This window comes from Streptomyces sp. P9-2B-2 (assembly GCF_030406865.1).
GTDB lineage: Bacteria > Actinomycetota > Actinomycetes > Streptomycetales > Streptomycetaceae > Streptomyces > Streptomyces platensis.
Genome location: NZ_CP129126.1, coordinates 3,935,970 through 3,954,552, shown reverse-complemented (window position 1 = coordinate 3,954,552; position 18,583 = coordinate 3,935,970). Strand labels below are relative to the sequence as shown.

The window sequence follows — 18,583 nt, the reverse complement described above, 5'->3', positions numbered from 1 at the left end:
TCAGCCGTTGGCCAGGGTGCGGCCGAGGAGCGGGAGCAGGCGGTCCCAGTGACGCTGAAGTGCGGCGGGGTCGAAGGCGTCGGTGTCGGACATGGTGAAGCCGTGGACGGTGCCGGGGTAGATCTCGGAGGTGTGGTCGACACCCGCGGCGTCCAGGGCCTGGTTGAGCTCGCCGAGGGTCTCGGGCGTCATATCGGATGCGGCGTGGCCGAGGTAGACCTGCGCGGTGATCTTGGCGAGGCTGTCCGGCCCGTCGGCGCCCACGGGGCCGTGGAATCCGGCGACGGCGGCCACCTGGAGGGGGTGGGCCGCGGCGGTGCGCATCGCCAGCAGGCCGCCTATGCAGTAGCCGGTCACTCCGACCGGCCCGGCGCTGACCTCGGGCTGGGCGGTGAGGAACCTGAGGTAGGCATCGGCGTCGCGCAGGACGCGTGCGGTGGTGTGCGCCTCGATCAGGGGCATCAACTGGGCGAAGACCGCGGGCCGGACCTCTTCTCCGATGTGCTCGGGAAGTTCGATCACCGGTGCCGGGCCGTGCCGGTAGAAGAGGTGGGGGACGAGCACGTAGTACCCGTGCCCGGCCAGTTCGCGGGCCATCGCCGTCAGCGCGGGCCGGAGGCCGAAGCCGTCCGCGTACATCAGCACCCCTGGGTGCCGCTCGCCGTCGTCGGGGAAGGCGGCGAAGGCGTCGGCCTGGCCGTCCGTGGTGGGAATCTGCAACATCTTGGCGGGAATAGCGGGTCTTCCTTCCTCGGTGTTCACCGAATTAACGTTTATGGCACTAACGTTTTCGGTGTGGGGTGACCGTATATCGTTAGTCGGACTAACGCAATGGGTAGGATGGGCGCCATGACCAGAGCCGAAGCCGCGGACCTGCCCGACGACGGAGCGCGCGAGACGCCCGACAGGCTGCGCGGCCGGGCAAGCCGACTGCTGTCGCAGCTGACCGTGCGGTCGGACCGGCTGATCAATGAGGGGCTGGACCGGGTCGACGCCCGCAAGTGGCACTACGCCGTGCTCGCCTCACTGGTGGAGTACGGTCCGGCCAGCCAGGCGACGCTGAGCCGGCGCACCGGCATCTACCGCAGCGACCTGGTCGGCGTACTCAACGAACTGGCCGAGCGCGGCCTCGTCGAGCGGGTCCCGGACCCCGACGACCGGCGCCGCAACATCATCACGATCTCCGCCCGCGGCCGCCGTCGCCTGCCCCGCCTCGACAAGGTCCTGGACGACCTCCACGACGAACTGCTCGCACCGCTGAGCCCGGCCGAACGCGACCAGCTCGTACAGCTGCTCACCCGCCTGCTGGACCACCACACCCGGACGTCCTGACCTCGCGAAGCGGCATCCGGCACCCACGCCCGCCCGGGCGCTGCTTCCCAGTCGGTCGTCCGTATCCGGGCCATGCCCTACTCCGCATACCGCTCCCGCAGCTCCGACTTGAGCACCTTGTGCAGCGGCCCGCCGCGCGGCAGTTCGCCGACGGTCTCCAGTTGCTCCGGCAGCTTCTGTGTCATCAGCCCGGCCGCCCGCAGATGCGCGGTCAGCCCGGCCAGGGTCAGCGGCGGTGCGGCCGGATCGGCGGGCGTGACCACCGCGCACACCCGCTCGCCGCGCTCCCGGTCCGGCAGCCCGATCACCGCGGCCTCCGCCACCGCCGGATGGGTGCGCACCAGCTCCTCGATCTCCTGCGCGGAGAGGTTCTCGCCCTTGCGGATGATGATGTCCTTGAGCCGCCCGGTCAGCACCAGATGCCCGTCGGGGCGCAGATATCCCAGGTCACCGGTGCGGAAGGCGCCGTCGGCGGTGAACGCCTCCGCGGTCAGCGCCGGATCGGTGTAGCGCCGGAACAGCATCGGCCCCTCGACCGTCACCTCACCGCTCTCCCCGTCCCCGGCCCCGGACCCGTCCGGCCGGACGATCCGCACCCGCGCACCCACCACCGGCCTGCCGACCGTCCGTGCGAGCTGCTCGTCGCTGTCGTACGGCGTCCCCATCGCGATCATCGGACACTCGGTCATCCCGTAGCCGTGCACGATCGCGCACTCCAGCTCCCGCCCCGCCGCCGCATACAGCTCCGGCGGCATCGGCGCCCCGCCACCGGACAGCAGCCGCAGCGAGGGGATCAGCCGCCCCGCGTGCGGCAGTTGCTGCCGGTAGCGGCGCGACTCGTCCAGGAACGCCTGGTAGAACGCGGTGCTGCCGCCCGCCATGGTGACCCCGTGCCGCCGGTAGACGGCGGCCGCGCGGCCCGGCTCGAAGGTGTCCAGGATGACCGCGGGAAAGCCGCTGACCAGCATGGCGATGACATAGTCCGGACCGGCGATATGCGCGTACGGAAAGGCGATCGAGCCGATGTCGTCCGCGGACATGCCGAGCGCGGTGGCCAGCCCGACGCCACCGGCGATGAGCGACGCATCGGTGTGCTCGACCCCCTTAGGGGCGGAGGTGGTGCCGGAGGTGTAGTAGATCCAGGTGGTGGCCCCGTTGCCCCCACCGGAGGGCGCTGCGGGCAGCCCGGCCGGGTCCGCCGTGGGCAGCCCGTCCCCGACCGGGAGCACCCGCACCCCGTCCCCGGCGAGCTTCCGGACCATCGCGGTGTGATCGAACCCCCGCCACACGCCCGGTACGAGCACGAACTCCGCCGCCGACTCCGCGAGGATGAAGCCGACTTCCCGCTCCCGGTGCAGCGGAATCACGGGCGTCTGCATGGCCCCCAGCCTGGCCAGCGCCAACGACACGACAACCGTCTCGATCCACGTCGGCAACTGCCACGCCACCCGCGTCCCGGCCCCGACCCCGAGCTCCCGGAACCCCGCCGCCACCCGCAGCGCCTCGTCCCGCACACCGTCGAAGGTGACCGCCCGCCCGTCCCCGTCGAAGAACATCGGCTTCCCGCCCGAGACCCGCGCGCGGTACTCGACCAGTTCCCAGAGCGTCCGTATACGGGCGGGGTCGAACATGGGGCGCCTCCTGGCTGCTGGCAGGGCAGATGAGTGCCGCGGCACTGTAACACCGGAACTGACGAATCGTCAGATGCGGGTCGGAGGAAAATTCGGCGACGAGGGCTGATCCGTCACGCGCCGGCCCATGGGGCGGAAAGAGACAACGGGGTCCGAGCGTCAGCCCGGCCCCCGCTCTGTCTGACGCCTCGCCTCAAGTACCGGCGGCCAGGGCGCTGGGCGATATACCGCGTGCGCGCCGTGGAGCGATCAGGGCATGTGGTTGTCCGCCGGCGACAGCGGGGCGTGCCGGTCCAGCGATATCGCCGGGGAGTGGTCGGCCTGGGCCGTCAGGGAGTGCGGCGGGCCGGGTATGTGGTTGTCGGCCGTGGCGGGCAGCGTGGCGACGCCCAGTGCGGCCGCCGCGATACCGGCGACAATAAAAGCCTTCTTTGTGTGGGTCATTCCAACTCCTCGGAGAAGGGGGAAGGTTGACGTTCCCGAAACACGCTAGCGGTAATTACGGGCAGATGTTCGATCATCATGGAAATGCGAGAAATATCGCCAGTTTGCCGCGGAAGGCAAAAAAGCCGCAGGGACCGGTTTTCGATGGCATCCCCTCCGCGCCATCGAAACCGGCCCCTGCGATCCCCCGAATACCCCCCCCGTTGGTTTGACGGGCCCTCACTCGGAGTCGTGGTGAACGGGCGTCAGTCCTTCTTGGAAACGCCGTTCCCCGGAGTGGGCTGGTGATTGTCGTCCGTCAGGGGCGTGGCGATCGGCTGGTGGTTGTCCATGGGCTTGAGGACGTCCCGGTCCTCGGACTTCTTCACCTGCGTGCCGACACCGGCCCCGCTGATGGGCTGGTGGTTGTCCATGGGCTTGAGGACATCCCGGTCTTCGGACTTCTTCACCTGCGTGCTGACGCCGGCTCCGCTGATGGGCTGGTGGTTGTCCATGGGCCGGATGATGTCCCGCTCACCTGGGACGGCGGCCTTGTTGTCGGCGTTCACTTGGATCAACTCCTGTGTGGGCGCTTACTGCTTGGTCACCCGGCCGGCGACTCCCCCGTGGGCCGCCGGACGGGCGTAGCATGGCCGCTCACGATAACTGTGCGGCCTGGGCACCGAGCCGCTTGCCCCCCGAGGCGGCGGATCGATGTTGATAAGAGTGGCCCGACGCGATGAACGATCGATAAACGTCGGAGTCCACCTCACGGTGAACGCGCTTATGCGACCACGGTGGGCGAGAGAAGTGCCTGCACAGCGGTGCCGTCCGAGGAACCCAGGCGCTCGAACGTAGCCAGTGCTTCCTGCCAGCACACCCTCGCACGGCCGGTCTGCCCGAGGGCGTGCAGAGCGCGCCCCAGGGTGGTCAGGACCGTGGCGCGCCAGGAATCGCCTCCGATGCCGCGCAGCGCGGTGAGCGCCTGTTCGGCATGGTTGGCGGCGGTGGCGGGACGGTGGGCGGCGAGTTCGACCTCGGCGAGCCGGAAGTTGGTCATCCCTTCCCAGAAGCGCTGCCGGCTGTCCCTGAAGATGGCCAGCGCGGCGGTCAGCTGCTCGGTCGCCTCCTCCAGGCGCATGGCCTGGGTGTACGCGAGAGCGAGGGCGTACATGCCGTTCGCGAGCCGGCGCTTGGCCCCCAGCCGGCGGTATATCGAGAGCCCCTCTTCCGCCAGGTCGATCGCGCTGTCCACGCGCCCGGTGTCCAGATGGACACGGGAGAGATTGCACAGGGCGCTGGCCTCGGCCTGCCGGTTCTTGTCGTCGCGGAAAGCGGACAGGGCCTGTCGCAGATAGCCCTCCGCGTCGGCATGCCGGTGCTGCGCGTTGGCGATGATCCCGCGGTCGTTGGGAGCGGACGACGAGACGTAGGGGTCCTCGGAGGCAAGGCCCAGCAGCATGGCGGACTTGGCGTTCTCATCGGCCTCGTCCAGCCGTCCCGACAGCGTGCGGACGTACGTGAGCGCCAGGTGGAAGCGCGCTTCCGCGTGCTGGTCCCCGGCCTCCCGGGCGGCCGTCAGCAGCGTGACGTTGGCCTGCTCGTACTGGAGCGCGTCGGCGCCGGATTCGGCCAGGTCCTTGGTGAGCAGTAACAGATCGGCGGCCCGCCGCAGGGTGTCCGGGCTGCTGGACTGCCGGGCGCAGGCGAGCAGGCATCCGGCCTCGTTGAACAGCCATTCCAGGGCCGCCGCACGGTCCGCGAAGACGAGGCCCGGGTAGTTGGTGGCCTCCATGTGGTCGATCAGACGGTCACCGGGACGTTCGAGCGCGTACATCCGTGCGGCGGTCGCCAGATAGAAGTCCAGCAGCCGGGAGATCGCCAGGTCCCGCTCCGACGGCGGGTGTTCATCCCGTTCGGCGCAGGCACGCGCGTAGAGCCGTACCAGGTCGTGATAGCGGTAGCGCCCCGGTGCGGCGGACTCCAGGAGCGAGCTGTCCACGAGGGATTCGAGGAGTTCCTCGGTGTCCTCTGTGTCCATGTCAAGCACAGCGGCGGCCGCGGTCAGCGAGATGTCCGGGCCGTCCGCCAGCCCCAGCAGCCTGAACGCGCGGGCCTGTGCGGGCTCCAGCTGCTTGTAGCCCAGCTCGAAGGTGGCCTTCACGGCGAGGTCGCCGGCCCGGAGTTCGTCCAGGCGGCGGCGCTCGTCGCCGAGCTTGCGGGCCAGGATGGAGACCGTCCACGTACGGCGCGCGGCCAGCCGCGAGGCGGCGATACGGATGGCGAGCGGGAGGAAGCCGCAGGCTCCGACGACGGCCATGGCGGCCTGCCGTTCCGAGGTGACACGTTCCTCGCCGACGATGCGGGTGAAGAGCGCGAGCGCTTCCTCCGGGCTCATCACGTCCAGGTCGACGAGATGGGCACCGGCCAGGTCGATCATGCGGGCGCGGCTGGTGATCAGGGCGGCGCAGCCCTCCGTGCCGGGCAGCAGCGGCCGGATCTGGGAGGCGTCCCGGGCGTTGTCCAGGAGGGTCAGCACCCGGCGGCCGGCCAGGATGGAGCGGAAGAGCGCCGAACGCTCCTCCAGGCCATCAGGGATGGAGGCGTCGGGTGTGCCCAGGGCGCGCAGGAAGGCGCCGAGGACGGCGACCGGTTCGGAGGGGTTGTGGCCGGCGCCCTGCAGGTCGACGTAGAGCTGCCCGTCGGGGAAGTGGTCGCGGGCGGCGTGGGCCACATGCACGGCGAGCGTGGTCTTGCCGACGCCGCCGATGCCGGTCAGCGCCGAGACGGCCATCACGCTGCCCTCGGCGGTGGCGAGTTGGTCGCCGAGCTCGGTGACGAAGGCGGCGCGGCCGGTGAAGTCGGCGACCGTGGCCGGAAGCTGCTGGGGACGCACCACCGCGGGGGCGGTGGGGTCGGTGTCGAAGCTGACGGCGGGCGCGTCCAGATCCGGGTCCGCCTGAAGAATCCGCTGCTGGAGATCGGAGAGCGAGGCGCACGGGTCGACCCCCAGCTCGTCGGCGAGCAGCCGGCGGGTGTCGGCGTAGACCGCGAGTGCCTCGGCCTGCCGTCCGCTGCGGTACAGCGCGAGCATGAGGAGTTCGCGCAGCCGTTCGCGCAGCGGGTGGGCGGCGGTGAGCGCGGTCAGCTCGGACACCGCGTCGGCGTGGCAGCCGGCTTCCAGTATGAATTCGAGGCGGGACTCCGTGAGGGACAGCCGCCACTCGTCGAGGCGGGTGCGCTGGGTGTCGGCGTACGGGCCCGCGAGGCCGGCCAGCGGTTCGCCCTCCCACAACGCCAGGGCCTTGTCGAGGAGTTCGCGGGCGCGGCTGCGGTCGCCGGTCGCCCGGGCCTTCTCCGCCTCGGCGGCGTACTGCTCGGCGTGATCGTGGTCGAGGTCCAGCGGGCGGCCGTCCACCGGGCGGATCGCATAGCCGCCGGACTCGCTGACCAGGGTGTCGGCGTCGTCGCCCAGGGCCTTGCGGAGCCGGGAGGCGTAGGTGCGCAGCGCGGCGAGCGCGGCATGCGGCGGCTCGTCGCCCCAGAGGGCGTCGACGAGTTCGGGCGCGGTGGCGGTGCGTCCGCCGCGCAGCAAGAGCGCGGCGAGCAGCGCCCGCTGCTGCGGGGAGCCCGCTGCCAGCGGTGTTGCGCCGCGCCAGGCCCGTACGGGACCGAGCACGGTGAAGCGGAGCCGCTCCCGCCCCGGACCGTCGTCCATGGTGCCCCCCTGCCGTGTGTGGCATCTGTTCGCGCTGTGCGCACTACCTCGCTGTGTGCAACGGCCAGTCTGCCTTGTCGCGGCTGCTTACGTCAGTAGGGGTCCGGACCGTCCACAAAGCCTCCTCGGACGATCGGTGACGGAGGCGGGGTGGCGCAGGGCAGGGGCGTGGAGGTGAAGCTTCCGTGCGCCCCCTGTCGTTCGGTCCGCCTTCCGCGCTAGCTGACGCATCGTCAGATCAGCGCTACCGTATCCGCCATGGAGACCTTCCCGAAGATCATCTCGGTGGACGACCACACGGTGGAACCCCCTAACGTCTGGCGGGACCGGCTCCCGTCGAAGTACCAGGACACCGGCCCGCGCATTGTTCGGGCGCCGGTGAAGGAAATGAGCTTCGTGGGCGGAAAATTCGCTCCAAAGATGGGTGCCGTCGGTGACGACGGGCCGATAGCCGACTGGTGGGTCTATGAAGATCTGCACCGTCCGCTGACCCGCCTCGACACGGCCGTCGGCTATGCGCGCGACGACATCAAACTCGAAGGCATCACCTACGAGCAGATGCGGCCGGGCTCCTTCAGCGTGCCCGACCGATTGGCCGACATGGATGTCAATCATGTCCAGTCGGCGCTCTGTTTCCCGACCTTTCCCCGTTTCTGCGGCCAGACGTTCACTGAGGCCAAGGACCACGAACTGGGGCTGCTGGGAGTGCGCGCCTACAACGACTGGATGGTGGAGGAGTGGTGCGGCCCGCAGGCGCGCGGGCGGCTGATCCCGCTCGGGCTCATCCCCCTGTGGGACGCCGAATTGGCCGCCGCGGAGGTACGGCGCAACGCGGCCCGCGGCGTCCGGGCCGTCTGCTTCAGCGAAATCCCGCCCCATCTGGGGCTGCCCAGCATCCACACCGACTACTGGGACCCGTTCCTGCGCGCCTGCGACGAGACCGGCACGGTCATCGCCATGCACATCGGCTCGTCCAGCAAGATGCCCTCGACCTCCGCCGACGCCCCGCCCGCCGTCGGCTCGACGATCACCTTCGCCAACTGCTGCTTCTCGATGGTCGACTGGCTGATGAGCGGAAAGTTCGACCGCTTCCCGGATCTGAAGATCATGTACGCCGAGGGGCAGATCGGCTGGATTCCGTATGTCCTGGAGCGCGCGGATGTGGTCTGGGAGGAGAACCGCGGCTGGGGCGGCGTCGCCGACAAGGTCCTCCGCCCGCCGTCCGAACTCTTCACCGAGCACATCTACGGCTGCTTCTTCGACGACGCCTTCGGCCTCAAGAACCTGGACGCGATCGGCGCGGGGAACGTGCTGTACGAGACGGACTACCCCCACTCCGACTCGACCTGGCCGAAGTCGCGGGAGGTCGGCGAGTCCCAGATGGGCCACCTGGCGCCGGACGTGGTGGAGCGGATCGTCCGCGGAAACGCGATCTCGCTGCTGGGGCTGACGGGGGAGGGGCTCTGGGCGGGAGGGGCGTGAGGGTGTAGGCGGGGGCCAGGGCCGGGCGGGGGCTCCGCCTCAGGGCACCCGGCCCGGCGCCGCCCCGGGATGCCCGGCGGACGCCCGCCCCACCCCTTGCCTGATGCCGCGCCAGGCGCCACGATGTCCCGCGCAAGCTATGTGACGGTGCGTCAGATATAGCTGGAGGGGCCTGTGGGCGGCGTGGGTGATGGGGTGTGGCGGCCGGAGGACGGGCGGCTGGTGTGTGGCATGCAGTTGCCGGTGCAGTCGCAGAGCACGCTGTTCGCGGAGAGCTGGGAGGCGGCCGCGGGGCCCGCTGATCTGGTCGAGATCGCGCGGGTGGCGGACCGGTGCGGGTTCGCGTATGTCGCCTGCTGTGAGCATCTGGCGATTCCGCGGCGGCTGGCCGAGGCGATGAGCACCGTCTGGTACGACCCGGTGGCCACGCTGGCGCATCTGGCCGCCGTGACGGAGCGGGTCCGGCTGCTGAGCCATGTCGCGGTGGCCGGGCTGCGGCATCCACTGATCACCGCCAAGCAGTACGCGACGCTGGACCGGCTCTCCGGCGGGCGGCTGATCCTCGGGGTCGGCGCCGGGCACGTGGCGGAGGAGTTCGAGGTGCTCGGGGTGGACTTCGGGCGGCGTGGGGCGGTGCTGGACGAGACCCTCGACGCGCTGAAGGTGGCGCTGGGGCCCGAGGAGTTCCCGAAGTTCGCGGGGGAGCGGTTCGCGTTCGAGGGGCTGGGGCAGGCGCCGCGGCCGGTACAGACGCCGCGGCCGCCGATCTGGGTGGGCGGCTCCTCGCCCGCCGCCGTACGCCGGGCCGCCGAGCGCGCCGACGGCTGGCTCCCGCAGGGCGACCGGCGGGATCAGCTGCCCGGTCAGATCACCAGGCTGCGGCGGCTGCGGGAGGCGGCCGGCGTCGGGGAGCCGGCCGTGATCGGCACCATCGCCGAGCCGCTGTACGTCGGCGAGCCGGGCTGGGAGGTCGGCCGGCGGACGCTGTCCGGGGCGGCGGAGCGGATCGCGGACTCGCTGCGGGAGTACCGCGCGATGGGTGTGCAGCAGATCCAGGTGCGGTTCCGCAGCCGGAGCCGCGGTGAACTGACCGATCAGATGGTGGCGTTCGGCTCGGAGGTCGCGCCGCTGCTGAACGGCTGACGGCCCGGACGGGCGCGGAGCAACTCACCAGCGGAGGAGTGCGGGTATGGGCAAGCTCGACGGGCGGGTCGTCATCATCACGGGTGCGGCGCGCGGGCAGGGTGAGCAGGAGGCGCGGCTGTTCGTCGCGGAGGGCGCGAAGGTCGTGCTCGGCGATGTGCTGGACGCGCAGGGCGAGGCGCTCGCCAAGGAACTGGGGGAGGCGTCCGCGCGGTACGTCCCGCTGGATGTGACGCGGGAGGCGGACTGGCAGGCCGCGGTCGTGGCGGCCAAGGACACCTTCGGGAAGATCGACGGGCTGGTCAACAACGCCGGGATTCTGCGCTTCAACGAGCTGGTGTCGACGCCGCTGGACGAGTTCCAGCAGGTGGTGCAGGTCAACCAGGTCGGCTGCTTTCTGGGGATCCGTACGGTGGCGCCGGAGATCGAGGCGGCCGGCGGCGGCACGATCGTCAACACCGCCTCGTACACGGCACTGACCGGGATGGCCTTCGTCGGCGCGTATGCCGCGACCAAGCATGCCGTCCTCGGGCTGACCCGGGTCGCCGCGGTGGAGCTGGCGGCCAGGAAGATCCGGGTCAACGCGGTGTGCCCGGGGGCGGTGGACACCCCGATGACCAACCCGGCCGCGCTCGATCCGGCCGTCGATCCGGCCGAGTCGAAGCGGGCCGTGGACGAGCTCTACCAGAAGCTGGTGCCGCTGGGGCGGATCGGGCAGCCCGAGGAGGTCGCCAAGCTGGCGCTCTTCCTGTCCTGCGAGGACTCGTCGTACATCACCGGGCAGCCGTTCGTCGTCGACGGCGGGTGGCTGGCGGGGGTCAGCGTCTTCTGACGGCATGTCAGGCAAGTGCGGTGACGGCTCTTGACGCTCTCCGGGCGCGGTGGAACAGTCGGCACATCGAATCTGACGATGCGTCAGATACCTGGTTCGGATACAGCCACAGGGACGGTGAACCTCCTTGGAATTCGGGCTCTTTGTACAGGGATATGTGGGCAAGCGGGCCGAGACCGACCCGCTCGCGGAGCACAAGGCGCTGATGGAGGAGACCGAGTACGTCATCCAGGCGGACAAGTCCGGCTTCAAGTACGCCTGGGCGTCCGAGCACCACTTCCTGGAGGAGTACTCACATCTCTCCGCCAATGACGTCTTCCTCGGCTATCTCGCCCACGCGACCGAACGCATCCATCTGGGCTCCGGGATCTTCAACCCCCTCGCCCAGGTCAACCACCCGGTGAAGGTCGCCGAGAAGGTCGCCATGCTCGACCATCTCAGCGAGGGCCGCTTCGAATTCGGCAGCGGCCGGGGCGCCGGCAGCCACGAGATCCTGGGGTTCCTGCCGGGCATCACCGATATGAACCACACCAAGGAGATCTGGGAAGAGACCATCGCCGAGTTCCCGAAGATGTGGCTCCAGGAGGAGTACGTCGGGTTCCAGGGCAAACACTGGCAGCTGCCGCCGCGCAAGATCTTCCCCAAGCCGTACGGGGCCTCGCACCCGGCGATGTGGTACGCGGCCGGCTCGCCGGCCTCGTACGCCATGGCGGCGAAGAAGGGCCTGGGAGTCCTCGGCTTCAGCGTCCAGAAGGTCTCCGACATGGAGTGGGTGCTGGAGCAGTACAAGACCGCGATCCGGGACGCCGAGCCGATCGGCGACTTCGTCAACGACAACGTGATGGTGACGTCCACGGCGATCTGCGCCGAGACGCACGACAAGGCCGTGGAGATCGCGGTCAACGGAGAGCTCAACTACCTCCAGTCGCTGGTCTTCCGCTACCACGACACCTTCCCGCGGCCCGAGGGCATCCCCGAGTGGCCCGAGCTGCTGCCCGACTACACCACCGAGATCATCGAGCTGCTGATCGCCGAGGAGCTGATGATCTGCGGCGACCCGGACGAGGTGCTCGGGCAGTGCAGGCGCTGGGAGCAGGCCGGCGCCGACCAGCTGAGCTTCGGGCTGCCGATCGGGGTCTCGTACGAGGACACCATGAACACCGTCAAGCTCATCGGCGAGCACGTGATCCCGAAGATCGACACCGATCCGGTGCACCGCACGGCCCGGTTCCGGCAGGCCACGGGCAGCTGAATTCCGCCGAGGGGAAGGGGGCGCACCCCATGCTCGACCACCTGATCAAGGGCGCGACCGTTGTGGACGGGACGGGCACGCCCTCGTACACCGCCGATGTCGGCCTCCGCGACGGCCGTATCGCCGTCATCGCGCCGCCCGGCACCATCACCGAAGAGGCGCGGAGCAGCGAGGACGCCACCGGGCTCGTCCTCGCCCCCGGCTTCGTCGATCCGCACACCCACTACGACGCCCAGCTCTTCTGGGACCCGTACGCCACGCCCTCGCTCAACCACGGGGTGACGACCGTGGCGGGCGGCAACTGCGGTTTCACGCTCGCCCCGCTGAACCCGGCGCGGCCCGCCGACGCCGACTACACCCGCCGGATGATGGCCAAGGTCGAGGGCATGTCCCTGGTGGCGCTCGAAGAGGGGGCGCCCTGGTCGTGGAGCTCGTTCGGCGAGTACCTCGATGCCCTGGAGGGGCGGATCGCCGTCAACGCGGGCTTCATGGTGGGGCATTGCGCACTGCGCCGCCATGTCATGGGCGAGGACGCCATCGGCGGGCAGCCGACGCCCGAGCAGCTGGAGCGGATGCTGGCGCTCTTCCACGAGGCGATGGCGGCCGGGGCGTGGGGCTTCTCCACCACCCAGTCCGCCACCCACTCCGACGGGGACGGGCAGCCGGTCGCCTCCCGGCACGCCGCGCCGGCGGAGCTGCTCGCGCTGTCGCGGGCCGTCGCCGCGCACGAGGGCACCCAGATCGAGGCGATCGTGGCCGGCTGCCTCGACCAGTTCAGCGACGCCGAGATCGAGCTGCTCGTCGAGATGAGCGCGGCCGCCGGGCGCCCGCTGAACTGGAATGTGCTGACCATCGACGCGGCGGTGCCCGAACGGGTGCCGCGGCAGCTGATCGCCAGCGAACGGGCCCGGGAGGCCGGCGGCCGGATCGTGGCCCTGACGATGCCGATCCTCACTCCGATGAACATGTCCCTGGGCACCTTCTGTGCCCTGAACCTGATCCCCGGATGGGGCGACATCCTGGGGCTGCCGGTCCCCGAACGGATCGCGAAGCTCCGCGACCCCGCGGTCCGGGCCGAGATGCTGCGGCGCGCCGACAGCAAGGAGGCGGGCGTCTTCCGGCGGCTCACCCACTTCGGCCGCTATGTCATCGGGGACACCTACTCCGCCGCGAACGAGGGCCTGACCGGCCGCGTCGTACGGGACATCGCGGCCGAGCGCGGCCAGGAGCCGTTCGCGTGCCTGGTGGAGATCTGCGCCAACGACGCGCTGCGCACCGTCCTGTGGCCGATGCCCACCGACAACGACCCGGACTCCTGGACGCTGCGCGCCGAGACCTGGCAGCACGAGGACGTCATGCTCGGCGGCTCGGACGCGGGCGCGCACCTGGACCGGATGTGCGGCGCCCCGTATACGACGCGCTTTCTCGGCGACTGCCTGCGGGGCCGGAAGCTGATGGGGCTGGAGCAGGCCGTGAAGATGCTCACCGACGACCCCGCCCAGCTCTTCGGGCTGCGGGAGCGGGGCCGCATCGAGGAGGGCTGGCACGCCGACCTCGTGCTCTTCGACCCGGTGCGGATCGACGCGGACAAGGCCACCCTCGTCCACGATCTGCCCGGCGACAGCCCGCGCCTGGATTCCCGGGCGATCGGCATCAACGCGGTCTGGGTCAACGGCGTCGAGACGATCCGCGAGGACGTGGTGACCGGCGCGGTCCCGGGCACGGTACTGCGCTCGGGGCGGGACACGAGGACGGTGAGCACGAAGTGAGCCACGCAGGCCGGCTGTTCATCGGTGGGGAATGGGCCGAGCCCGACGGCGGCCACTACGAGGTCATCGACCCGGCGACGGAGGAGGTCGTCGGGCTCGCGCCCGAGGCGAGCCGCGAGCAGGTGCACGCGGCGGCGTCCGCGGCGGCCGGGGCCTTCCCCGCCTGGTCCCGTACGCCGCCGCAGCGCCGCGCCGCGATCCTCGACCGGGCCGCGGAGGTGATGCAGCGCGACTTCGCGGCGCACGCCGAGGTGGCGCAGGCGGAGAGCGGCGCGACGACCGGCACGGCGCGCGGTATGCAGGTCGCGGTGGGGGTGGCGCGCTTCCGGCGGTATGCGAAGGGGGCTCTGGAGCCCGTGGAGCAGGGCCTGCCGCCGCAGATCAACGAGGCCGGGCCGATGGGGAAGGCGGGCGTGCTCGGCGCCCTGGCGGTACGGCAGCCGGTCGGCGTCGTCACCTGCATCACCTCGTACAACAACCCGTGGGCCAACCCGGCGGGCAAGATCGCCCCGGCGCTGGCGATGGGCAACACCGTCGTGGTGAAGCCCGCCCCGCAGGACCCGCTGTCGGTGTACCGGATGGCCGCGGCGCTGGCGGAGGCCGGGGCGCCGCCGGGCGTCGTGAACGTCGTCAGCGGAGCCTCCCCGGAGGTCGGCGCGGCGGCCGTGGACGCGGCGGACGTGGACATGGTGAGCTTCACCGGCTCCACGGCCGTCGGGCAGCGCATCGCCGAGGTGTGCGGCCGCGGGATGAAACGCCAGCTCATGGAGCTGGGCGGCAAGGGCGCCGCGGTGGTCTTCGACGACGCGGACCTGGACTCGGCGGTGGCCGGCATCGGCACGACGTACTCCTTCTACAGCGGGCAGATCTGTACGGCGCCGACCCGGGTGCTCGCCCAGCGAGGCGTGTACGAGGCACTGGTGGAGCGGCTGACGCGGTACCTCGGGCGGCTGACGGTCGGCGATCCGCGCGCGCCGGGCACGGTGGTCGGGCCGGTGATCTCGGCCGCACACCGCGACCGGATCGAGTCGTATGTGGAGCGGGGCCGGAAGGAAGGCGCCCGGGTCGTCGCGGGCGGCGAACGGCCGTCCGCTCCGGAGCGCGGCTTCTATGTCGCGCCGACGCTGCTGGCCGACTGCACCCCGGACATGCGGGTCGTACGGGAGGAGATCTTCGGCCCGGTCGTCGTCGTCCTGCCCTTCGACGAGGAGGACGAGGGGATCGCCCTCGCCAACGACAGCGACTACGGGCTGATCGACTACGTCTGGTCCGGCGATATCGCCCGCGCCTTCCGGGTGGCCCGGCAGCTGCGGGCCGGCGGGGTCGCGGTGAACACGGTCGGCCGGAACATGGAAGCGCCGTTCGGCGGCTTCAAGAAGAGCGGGGTGGGGCGCGACGTGGGCTCGTACGCGCTGCACGCGTACAGCGAGCTTCAGTCGATCGTCTGGCCGGGGTGAGGGGGCGGCCTGGCCGGGGGCGGGGCTTGGGGGCGAGGAGGGCGTGAGGGGCGGGCGCGCGGGGGGCTGCCCCTGGGCGCTGGGCTGACCTGGCTGCTCTCCGGATCTGGTCGCTCACCTGGCCAAGCTGCTCCGCCGCCGGACCGCCCCCCGCCCCCACGTTCGCCCGTGCGCTCCGCCGGGCTCAGCCCCAGCGGCCCAGGAAGACCGGGTTGGTCATCGCCGCCATGGGGCCCGGCAGGCCCGGTGTGGTCGAGGGGTGGCGGACTTCCGCGCGTATGTAGGCGGCGTAATCCGGGGTGGTCTGCCAGCTGACGGTGCCGTCGCCGGAGGGTGGCAGCGTGGTGGAGTACAGCCGGCCCTGGTCGGTGACGAAGGAGGCCGTGCAGCCGGGGGTGCCGGAGACCGTCAGCCGGGCGGTGACCTTCGCCGTACGGGAGACCGCCAGCCGCTCGCCGATTCCGGCGTGTTCGCCCCGCTCGCCGGTGACGGAGAACGCCAGGTCGACCTTCGACGACTCGGCGATCCAGACCCGGCCGGCCCGGATGCCGTTCTGTAGAGCCCGGCGCGAGAGATCGTCGGCGAGCACCACGGTCTGCGGCAGGCCGACGACATCGGGGTCGCGATGGGCGTCGCTGTGGCCGACGGCCGGCAGCCAGTCAGCGCGGCCCTGGACATGGGCGACCAGGGTGTTGTCCCACTCGGCGAGGGTGACCTCGTCATCGGGGGTGTACGGCCCGTTCCAGACCTCCACCGCATCGGCTTCATTGAGCCCGAACTTCCAGTTGCAGCCGATGCAGGTGGCGTGCGGATGCGCCGGGATGACCAGGCCCCCGGCCCGCCGGATGGCGCGGGCGTACTTCCCGAAGGCGTTGTCGCGGGCCCGGTAGCGCCAGTCGATGAAGACCTCCGGGTCGGTGCCCATCGCGACCACGTGCCCATTGCGGGTGGTGACTTCCTCGCCGGTCAGGATCAGCAGGTCGTCGCCCCACAGCCCCTCCCAGGCGCGGTGCGCGGAGGTGGTGTTGTGCTCGGAGGTGTTGATGAAGTCCAGCCCGGCGGCGCGGGCCAGCGCGGCGATCTCGGCGGGGGTGCGTTTGCCGTCGGAGTGCACGGAGTGCAGATGGCTGTCGCCGCGGTACCAGGCGCGGCCCCGGCCCCGGGCGCGCTCCGGCGGATGGACGGGCGCCGGTGTGTGCCCCTGGGGGCCGTACTTCAGAGTGATCGTGACGTCGTAGGACAGGCCCTGCGGCGCGACCGTGTACGGGCCGAGGGCGATATGCCAGGTGCCGGGGTTGACGGGGCCCGGGAGATAGCCGGGGGTGGCCTCGTCGGCGCGCAGGAAGAACTCCGTACGCGCCCCGCCCGACCAGCCGCGGAAGCCGGCGCCGCCGAGGTCGGTGCCCCGTTCGTCGAAGATGCCGATGTCGCAGGCGTTCCCGGCCGTGCCCTCCGGGACGGTGGGTTTGTCGTACCGGTAGGCCACGGCGATTTCGCGCACCCCGCCCGGCACTTCGACCGGCAGGTACACGAAGTCGGGTGAGCCCGTGGGCAGATGGCCGGTGACCCGCCGGGTCTGCTCGCCCGGCCCACCTCCGGACCGCCCGTCCGTGGGCACCGCGTCGGCGAAGCTCACACGTCCGAGCGTAAGCGCGCCCGTCGCGCCCGCAACCGCCGAAAGTCTCAGAACATCGCGTCGTTCCATCCCCGCCCCCGCGTCATGTCGTGTCGGATGAGTGCCGCGTCGCGGCCGGCTCGTCGCACCGCGTGAAAACTGTTGTACGCGGGTGTGACACCGAGGGAAAGGGCTGTGGATAACCGTCGGGCGGTGAGGCAACATGCGGTCACGCACACGCCCTACGCGGAGGTGTTCCCAGCATGCGGATCGCGACCACGATCTTCCTGACCGACGAGACGATCCGGCCGGACCGGCTGGCCCGCGAGCTGGAACAGCGCGGCTTCGCCGGCCTCTATCTCCCGGAGCACACCCACATCCCGGCCGGCCGGGACACCCCCGCCCCCATGGGCGAGCCGCTGCCCCGCGAGTACGGCCGCACCCTCGACCCGTTCATCGCCCTCGGCCAGGCCGCCGCTGTCACCGAGCGGCTCGCCCTCGGCACCGGCATCACCCTGGTCGCCCAGCACGATCCGGTCGACCTCGCCAAGCAGATCGCGACCCTCGACTTCCTCTCCGGCGGCCGCTTCACCCTGGGCATCGGCTACGGCTGGAACGTCGAAGAGGCCGCCGACCACGGGGTGGAGTGGTCGACCCGGCGGGAGCTGACCCGGGACCGGGTGGCGCTGATGCGCGCCCTGTGGGCCGCGGAACCGACCGCGTACAAGGGCGCCTTCGGGTCCGTACGGGCGTCCTTCGCGCACCCCAAGCCGGCCCACGGCGCGCCACGCATCCTCCTTGGCGGCGGAGCCGGACCCAAGCTCTTCGGGCAGATCGCCGCGTACGCGGACGGGTGGCTGCCGATCGGCGGTCGGGGGCTGACCGAGACCCTTCCGGTACTACGGCAGGCGTGGTCGGACGCCGGGCGCACGGGGGAGCCGGTGGTGGTCCCGTATGCGGTCCATCCGTCAGCCGGGAAGCTGGCGTACTACCGCGAGCTGGGACTGCAAGAGGTGGTCCTGCAACTGCCGCCGGCCGGGGAGGCGGAGGTACTGCGGACGCTCGACGACTTCGCGCAGTTCCTGTGACGTACGGCAGCGTGCCGTACCGGATGCGTGACGACGGCGGACGGGCCGCTTGACGGCTTGGTGGAGGGCGCCCGGACCGGACACGCCCTAGGACCAGCGGTGTAAGGCCCTCGCCCCCGGGACCGGTACCGGAGGCCGATTCGCGCCCGCCCCGTCCAGTCGTAGCGTCGGAGGTGAGGGCTGGTTGAACCACCCGCTTTCAACGGTCCACGGAGAACGGTCCACGGTCCCGGAAGAGCCACGGTCCGCACGATTCCGCAGATCAGGGGCCCACGCCGAGCACGGGACCAGAGAGATCAAGGAGACCCCATGCCTCGCCTCGACCACACGATCGTGCACAGCACCGACCGTTTCGCCTCCGCCCGGTTCCTGGCCGGTCTGCTCGGCGCGCCCGAGCCCAAGGCGTTCGGCCCCTTCGCCGCCCTCAAGCTGGACAACGGGGTGGCCCTCGACTACGCCGAGCATGTCGCGGGCGGCGAATTCGTCCCGACGCACTATGCGTTCCTGGTGACCGAGGAGGAGTTCGACGGGATCTTCGGCCGCATAGAGGAGCGCGGGCTCTCCTATTGGGCCGACCCCATGCACACCAAGCCTCAGGAGATCAACCACCACGACGGCGGCCGCGGTGTCTACATCCTTGACCCGGACGGCCACAACATGGAGTTCCTGACCAGGACGTACTCCGACGAGCTGCTGGCAAGCATGTAAGCGTGCGGTGCGCCGCCGCCGGGAAGTGCCCTCTCCATGCCCTGACGGAACCTCTGTCCGCAGTGATCAGCGGCACAGCAACGGCCCCTTCTCCGGCGGCGGGGCTGTCGGTGGGCGCTCGTATGCTCGGAGG

15 protein-coding genes are annotated in these 18,583 nt (G+C 70.9%); 9 read left to right on the top strand and 6 right to left on the bottom strand.

The annotated features are described in order from the left end of the window. Complete coding sequence (locus QT196_RS17100; protein ID WP_290356672.1) at window positions 1-735, bottom strand: dienelactone hydrolase family protein; 735 nt, start codon at window positions 733-735, stop codon at window positions 1-3. A gap of 114 nt (window positions 736-849) precedes the next feature. Here QT196_RS17100 and QT196_RS17095 point away from each other — a divergent pair, with 114 nt between their 5' ends. Then, a complete protein-coding gene (locus tag QT196_RS17095) occupies window positions 850-1,332 on the top strand; it encodes a MarR family transcriptional regulator (protein ID WP_168479818.1) in 483 nt (160 codons plus the stop codon). A 77-nt stretch (window positions 1,333-1,409) separates the two neighbouring features. Here the strand turns inward: QT196_RS17095 and QT196_RS17090 are convergent, their stop codons facing one another. The 4 genes from QT196_RS17090 to QT196_RS17075 all read right to left on the bottom strand — a co-directional run bounded on the left by QT196_RS17090 (window position 1,410) and on the right by QT196_RS17075 (window position 7,104). Beyond that, the gene (locus tag QT196_RS17090) at window positions 1,410-2,963 is read right to left on the bottom strand and encodes an AMP-binding protein (protein WP_290355202.1); all 1,554 of its coding nucleotides are present in this window, start codon (window positions 2,961-2,963) and stop codon (window positions 1,410-1,412) included. Between the two features lie 249 nt (window positions 2,964-3,212). Beyond that, the gene (locus QT196_RS17085) at window positions 3,213-3,407 is read right to left on the bottom strand and encodes a hypothetical protein (RefSeq protein WP_168479814.1); all 195 of its coding nucleotides are present in this window, start codon (window positions 3,405-3,407) and stop codon (window positions 3,213-3,215) included. 245 nt (window positions 3,408-3,652) lie between these two features. Continuing rightward, the gene (locus tag QT196_RS17080) at window positions 3,653-3,955 is read right to left on the bottom strand and encodes a hypothetical protein (RefSeq protein WP_085925799.1); all 303 of its coding nucleotides are present in this window, start codon (window positions 3,953-3,955) and stop codon (window positions 3,653-3,655) included. Window positions 3,956-4,170: 215 nt separating this feature from the next. Continuing rightward, on the bottom strand, window positions 4,171-7,104 hold the full coding sequence (locus QT196_RS17075) for a BTAD domain-containing putative transcriptional regulator (RefSeq protein WP_290355201.1): 2,934 nt from the start codon (window positions 7,102-7,104) through the stop codon (window positions 4,171-4,173). Between the two features lie 258 nt (window positions 7,105-7,362). Between QT196_RS17075 and QT196_RS17070 the strand changes: the two genes are divergently transcribed. The 6 genes from QT196_RS17070 to QT196_RS17045 all read left to right on the top strand — a co-directional run bounded on the left by QT196_RS17070 (window position 7,363) and on the right by QT196_RS17045 (window position 15,039). Beyond that, a complete protein-coding gene (locus tag QT196_RS17070) occupies window positions 7,363-8,586 on the top strand; it encodes an amidohydrolase family protein (RefSeq protein ID WP_290355200.1) in 1,224 nt (407 codons plus the stop codon). Between the two features lie 231 nt (window positions 8,587-8,817). Beyond that, complete coding sequence (locus tag QT196_RS17065) at window positions 8,818-9,729, top strand: TIGR03619 family F420-dependent LLM class oxidoreductase (RefSeq protein ID WP_290355199.1); 912 nt, start codon at window positions 8,818-8,820, stop codon at window positions 9,727-9,729. A gap of 46 nt (window positions 9,730-9,775) precedes the next feature. Then, entirely contained in the window at window positions 9,776-10,561 is a 786-nt protein-coding gene (locus QT196_RS17060; protein WP_266738499.1) for a glucose 1-dehydrogenase, read from the top strand. A gap of 127 nt (window positions 10,562-10,688) precedes the next feature. Continuing rightward, on the top strand, window positions 10,689-11,813 hold the full coding sequence (locus QT196_RS17055; RefSeq protein ID WP_290355198.1) for an LLM class flavin-dependent oxidoreductase: 1,125 nt from the start codon (window positions 10,689-10,691) through the stop codon (window positions 11,811-11,813). Window positions 11,814-11,842: 29 nt separating this feature from the next. After that, the gene (locus QT196_RS17050) at window positions 11,843-13,582 is read left to right on the top strand and encodes a D-aminoacylase (protein ID WP_290355197.1); all 1,740 of its coding nucleotides are present in this window, start codon (window positions 11,843-11,845) and stop codon (window positions 13,580-13,582) included. Next, window positions 13,579-15,039 (top strand): aldehyde dehydrogenase family protein, encoded by a 1,461-nt coding sequence (locus QT196_RS17045; RefSeq protein WP_290355196.1) that lies wholly within the window; start codon window positions 13,579-13,581, stop codon window positions 15,037-15,039. The genes QT196_RS17050 and QT196_RS17045 overlap by 4 nt, the downstream gene beginning before the upstream one ends. A gap of 184 nt (window positions 15,040-15,223) precedes the next feature. Here the strand turns inward: QT196_RS17045 and QT196_RS17040 are convergent, their stop codons facing one another. Beyond that, window positions 15,224-16,744 carry a CehA/McbA family metallohydrolase gene (locus QT196_RS17040; RefSeq protein ID WP_290355195.1) on the bottom strand — a complete coding sequence of 507 codons (1,521 nt, stop codon included), beginning with the start codon at window positions 16,742-16,744 and terminating at the stop codon, window positions 15,224-15,226. A gap of 173 nt (window positions 16,745-16,917) precedes the next feature. Here QT196_RS17040 and QT196_RS17035 point away from each other — a divergent pair, with 173 nt between their 5' ends. Next, window positions 16,918-17,742: a TIGR03619 family F420-dependent LLM class oxidoreductase gene (locus QT196_RS17035; protein WP_168479788.1), complete on the top strand. Its 825-nt coding sequence runs from the start codon at window positions 16,918-16,920 to the stop codon at window positions 17,740-17,742. Between the two features lie 309 nt (window positions 17,743-18,051). After that, a complete protein-coding gene (locus QT196_RS17030; protein WP_168479786.1) occupies window positions 18,052-18,450 on the top strand; it encodes a VOC family protein in 399 nt (132 codons plus the stop codon). Window positions 18,451-18,583: the final 133 nt, after the last annotated feature.

What these genes read in the sequence shown, in the direction of transcription:
- QT196_RS17070 (WP_290355200.1), top strand. Translation starts at nt 7,363, where the DNA reads ATGGAGACCTTCCCGAAGATCATCTCGGTGGACGACCACACGGTGGAA.
- QT196_RS17065 (WP_290355199.1), top strand. Translation starts at nt 8,818, where the DNA reads ATGCAGTTGCCGGTGCAGTCGCAGAGCACGCTGTTCGCGGAGAGCTGG.
- QT196_RS17030 (WP_168479786.1), top strand. Translation starts at nt 18,052, where the DNA reads ATGCCTCGCCTCGACCACACGATCGTGCACAGCACCGACCGTTTCGCC.
- QT196_RS17035 (WP_168479788.1), top strand. Translation starts at nt 16,918, where the DNA reads ATGCGGATCGCGACCACGATCTTCCTGACCGACGAGACGATCCGGCCG.
- QT196_RS17095 (WP_168479818.1), top strand. Translation starts at nt 850, where the DNA reads ATGACCAGAGCCGAAGCCGCGGACCTGCCCGACGACGGAGCGCGCGAG.
- QT196_RS17050 (WP_290355197.1), top strand. Translation starts at nt 11,843, where the DNA reads ATGCTCGACCACCTGATCAAGGGCGCGACCGTTGTGGACGGGACGGGC.
- QT196_RS17060 (WP_266738499.1), top strand. Translation starts at nt 9,776, where the DNA reads ATGGGCAAGCTCGACGGGCGGGTCGTCATCATCACGGGTGCGGCGCGC.
- QT196_RS17085 (WP_168479814.1), bottom strand. Translation starts at nt 3,407, where the DNA reads ATGACCCACACAAAGAAGGCTTTTATTGTCGCCGGTATCGCGGCGGCC.
- QT196_RS17090 (WP_290355202.1), bottom strand. Translation starts at nt 2,963, where the DNA reads ATGTTCGACCCCGCCCGTATACGGACGCTCTGGGAACTGGTCGAGTAC.
- QT196_RS17075 (WP_290355201.1), bottom strand. Translation starts at nt 7,104, where the DNA reads ATGGACGACGGTCCGGGGCGGGAGCGGCTCCGCTTCACCGTGCTCGGT.
- QT196_RS17040 (WP_290355195.1), bottom strand. Translation starts at nt 16,744, where the DNA reads ATGGAACGACGCGATGTTCTGAGACTTTCGGCGGTTGCGGGCGCGACG.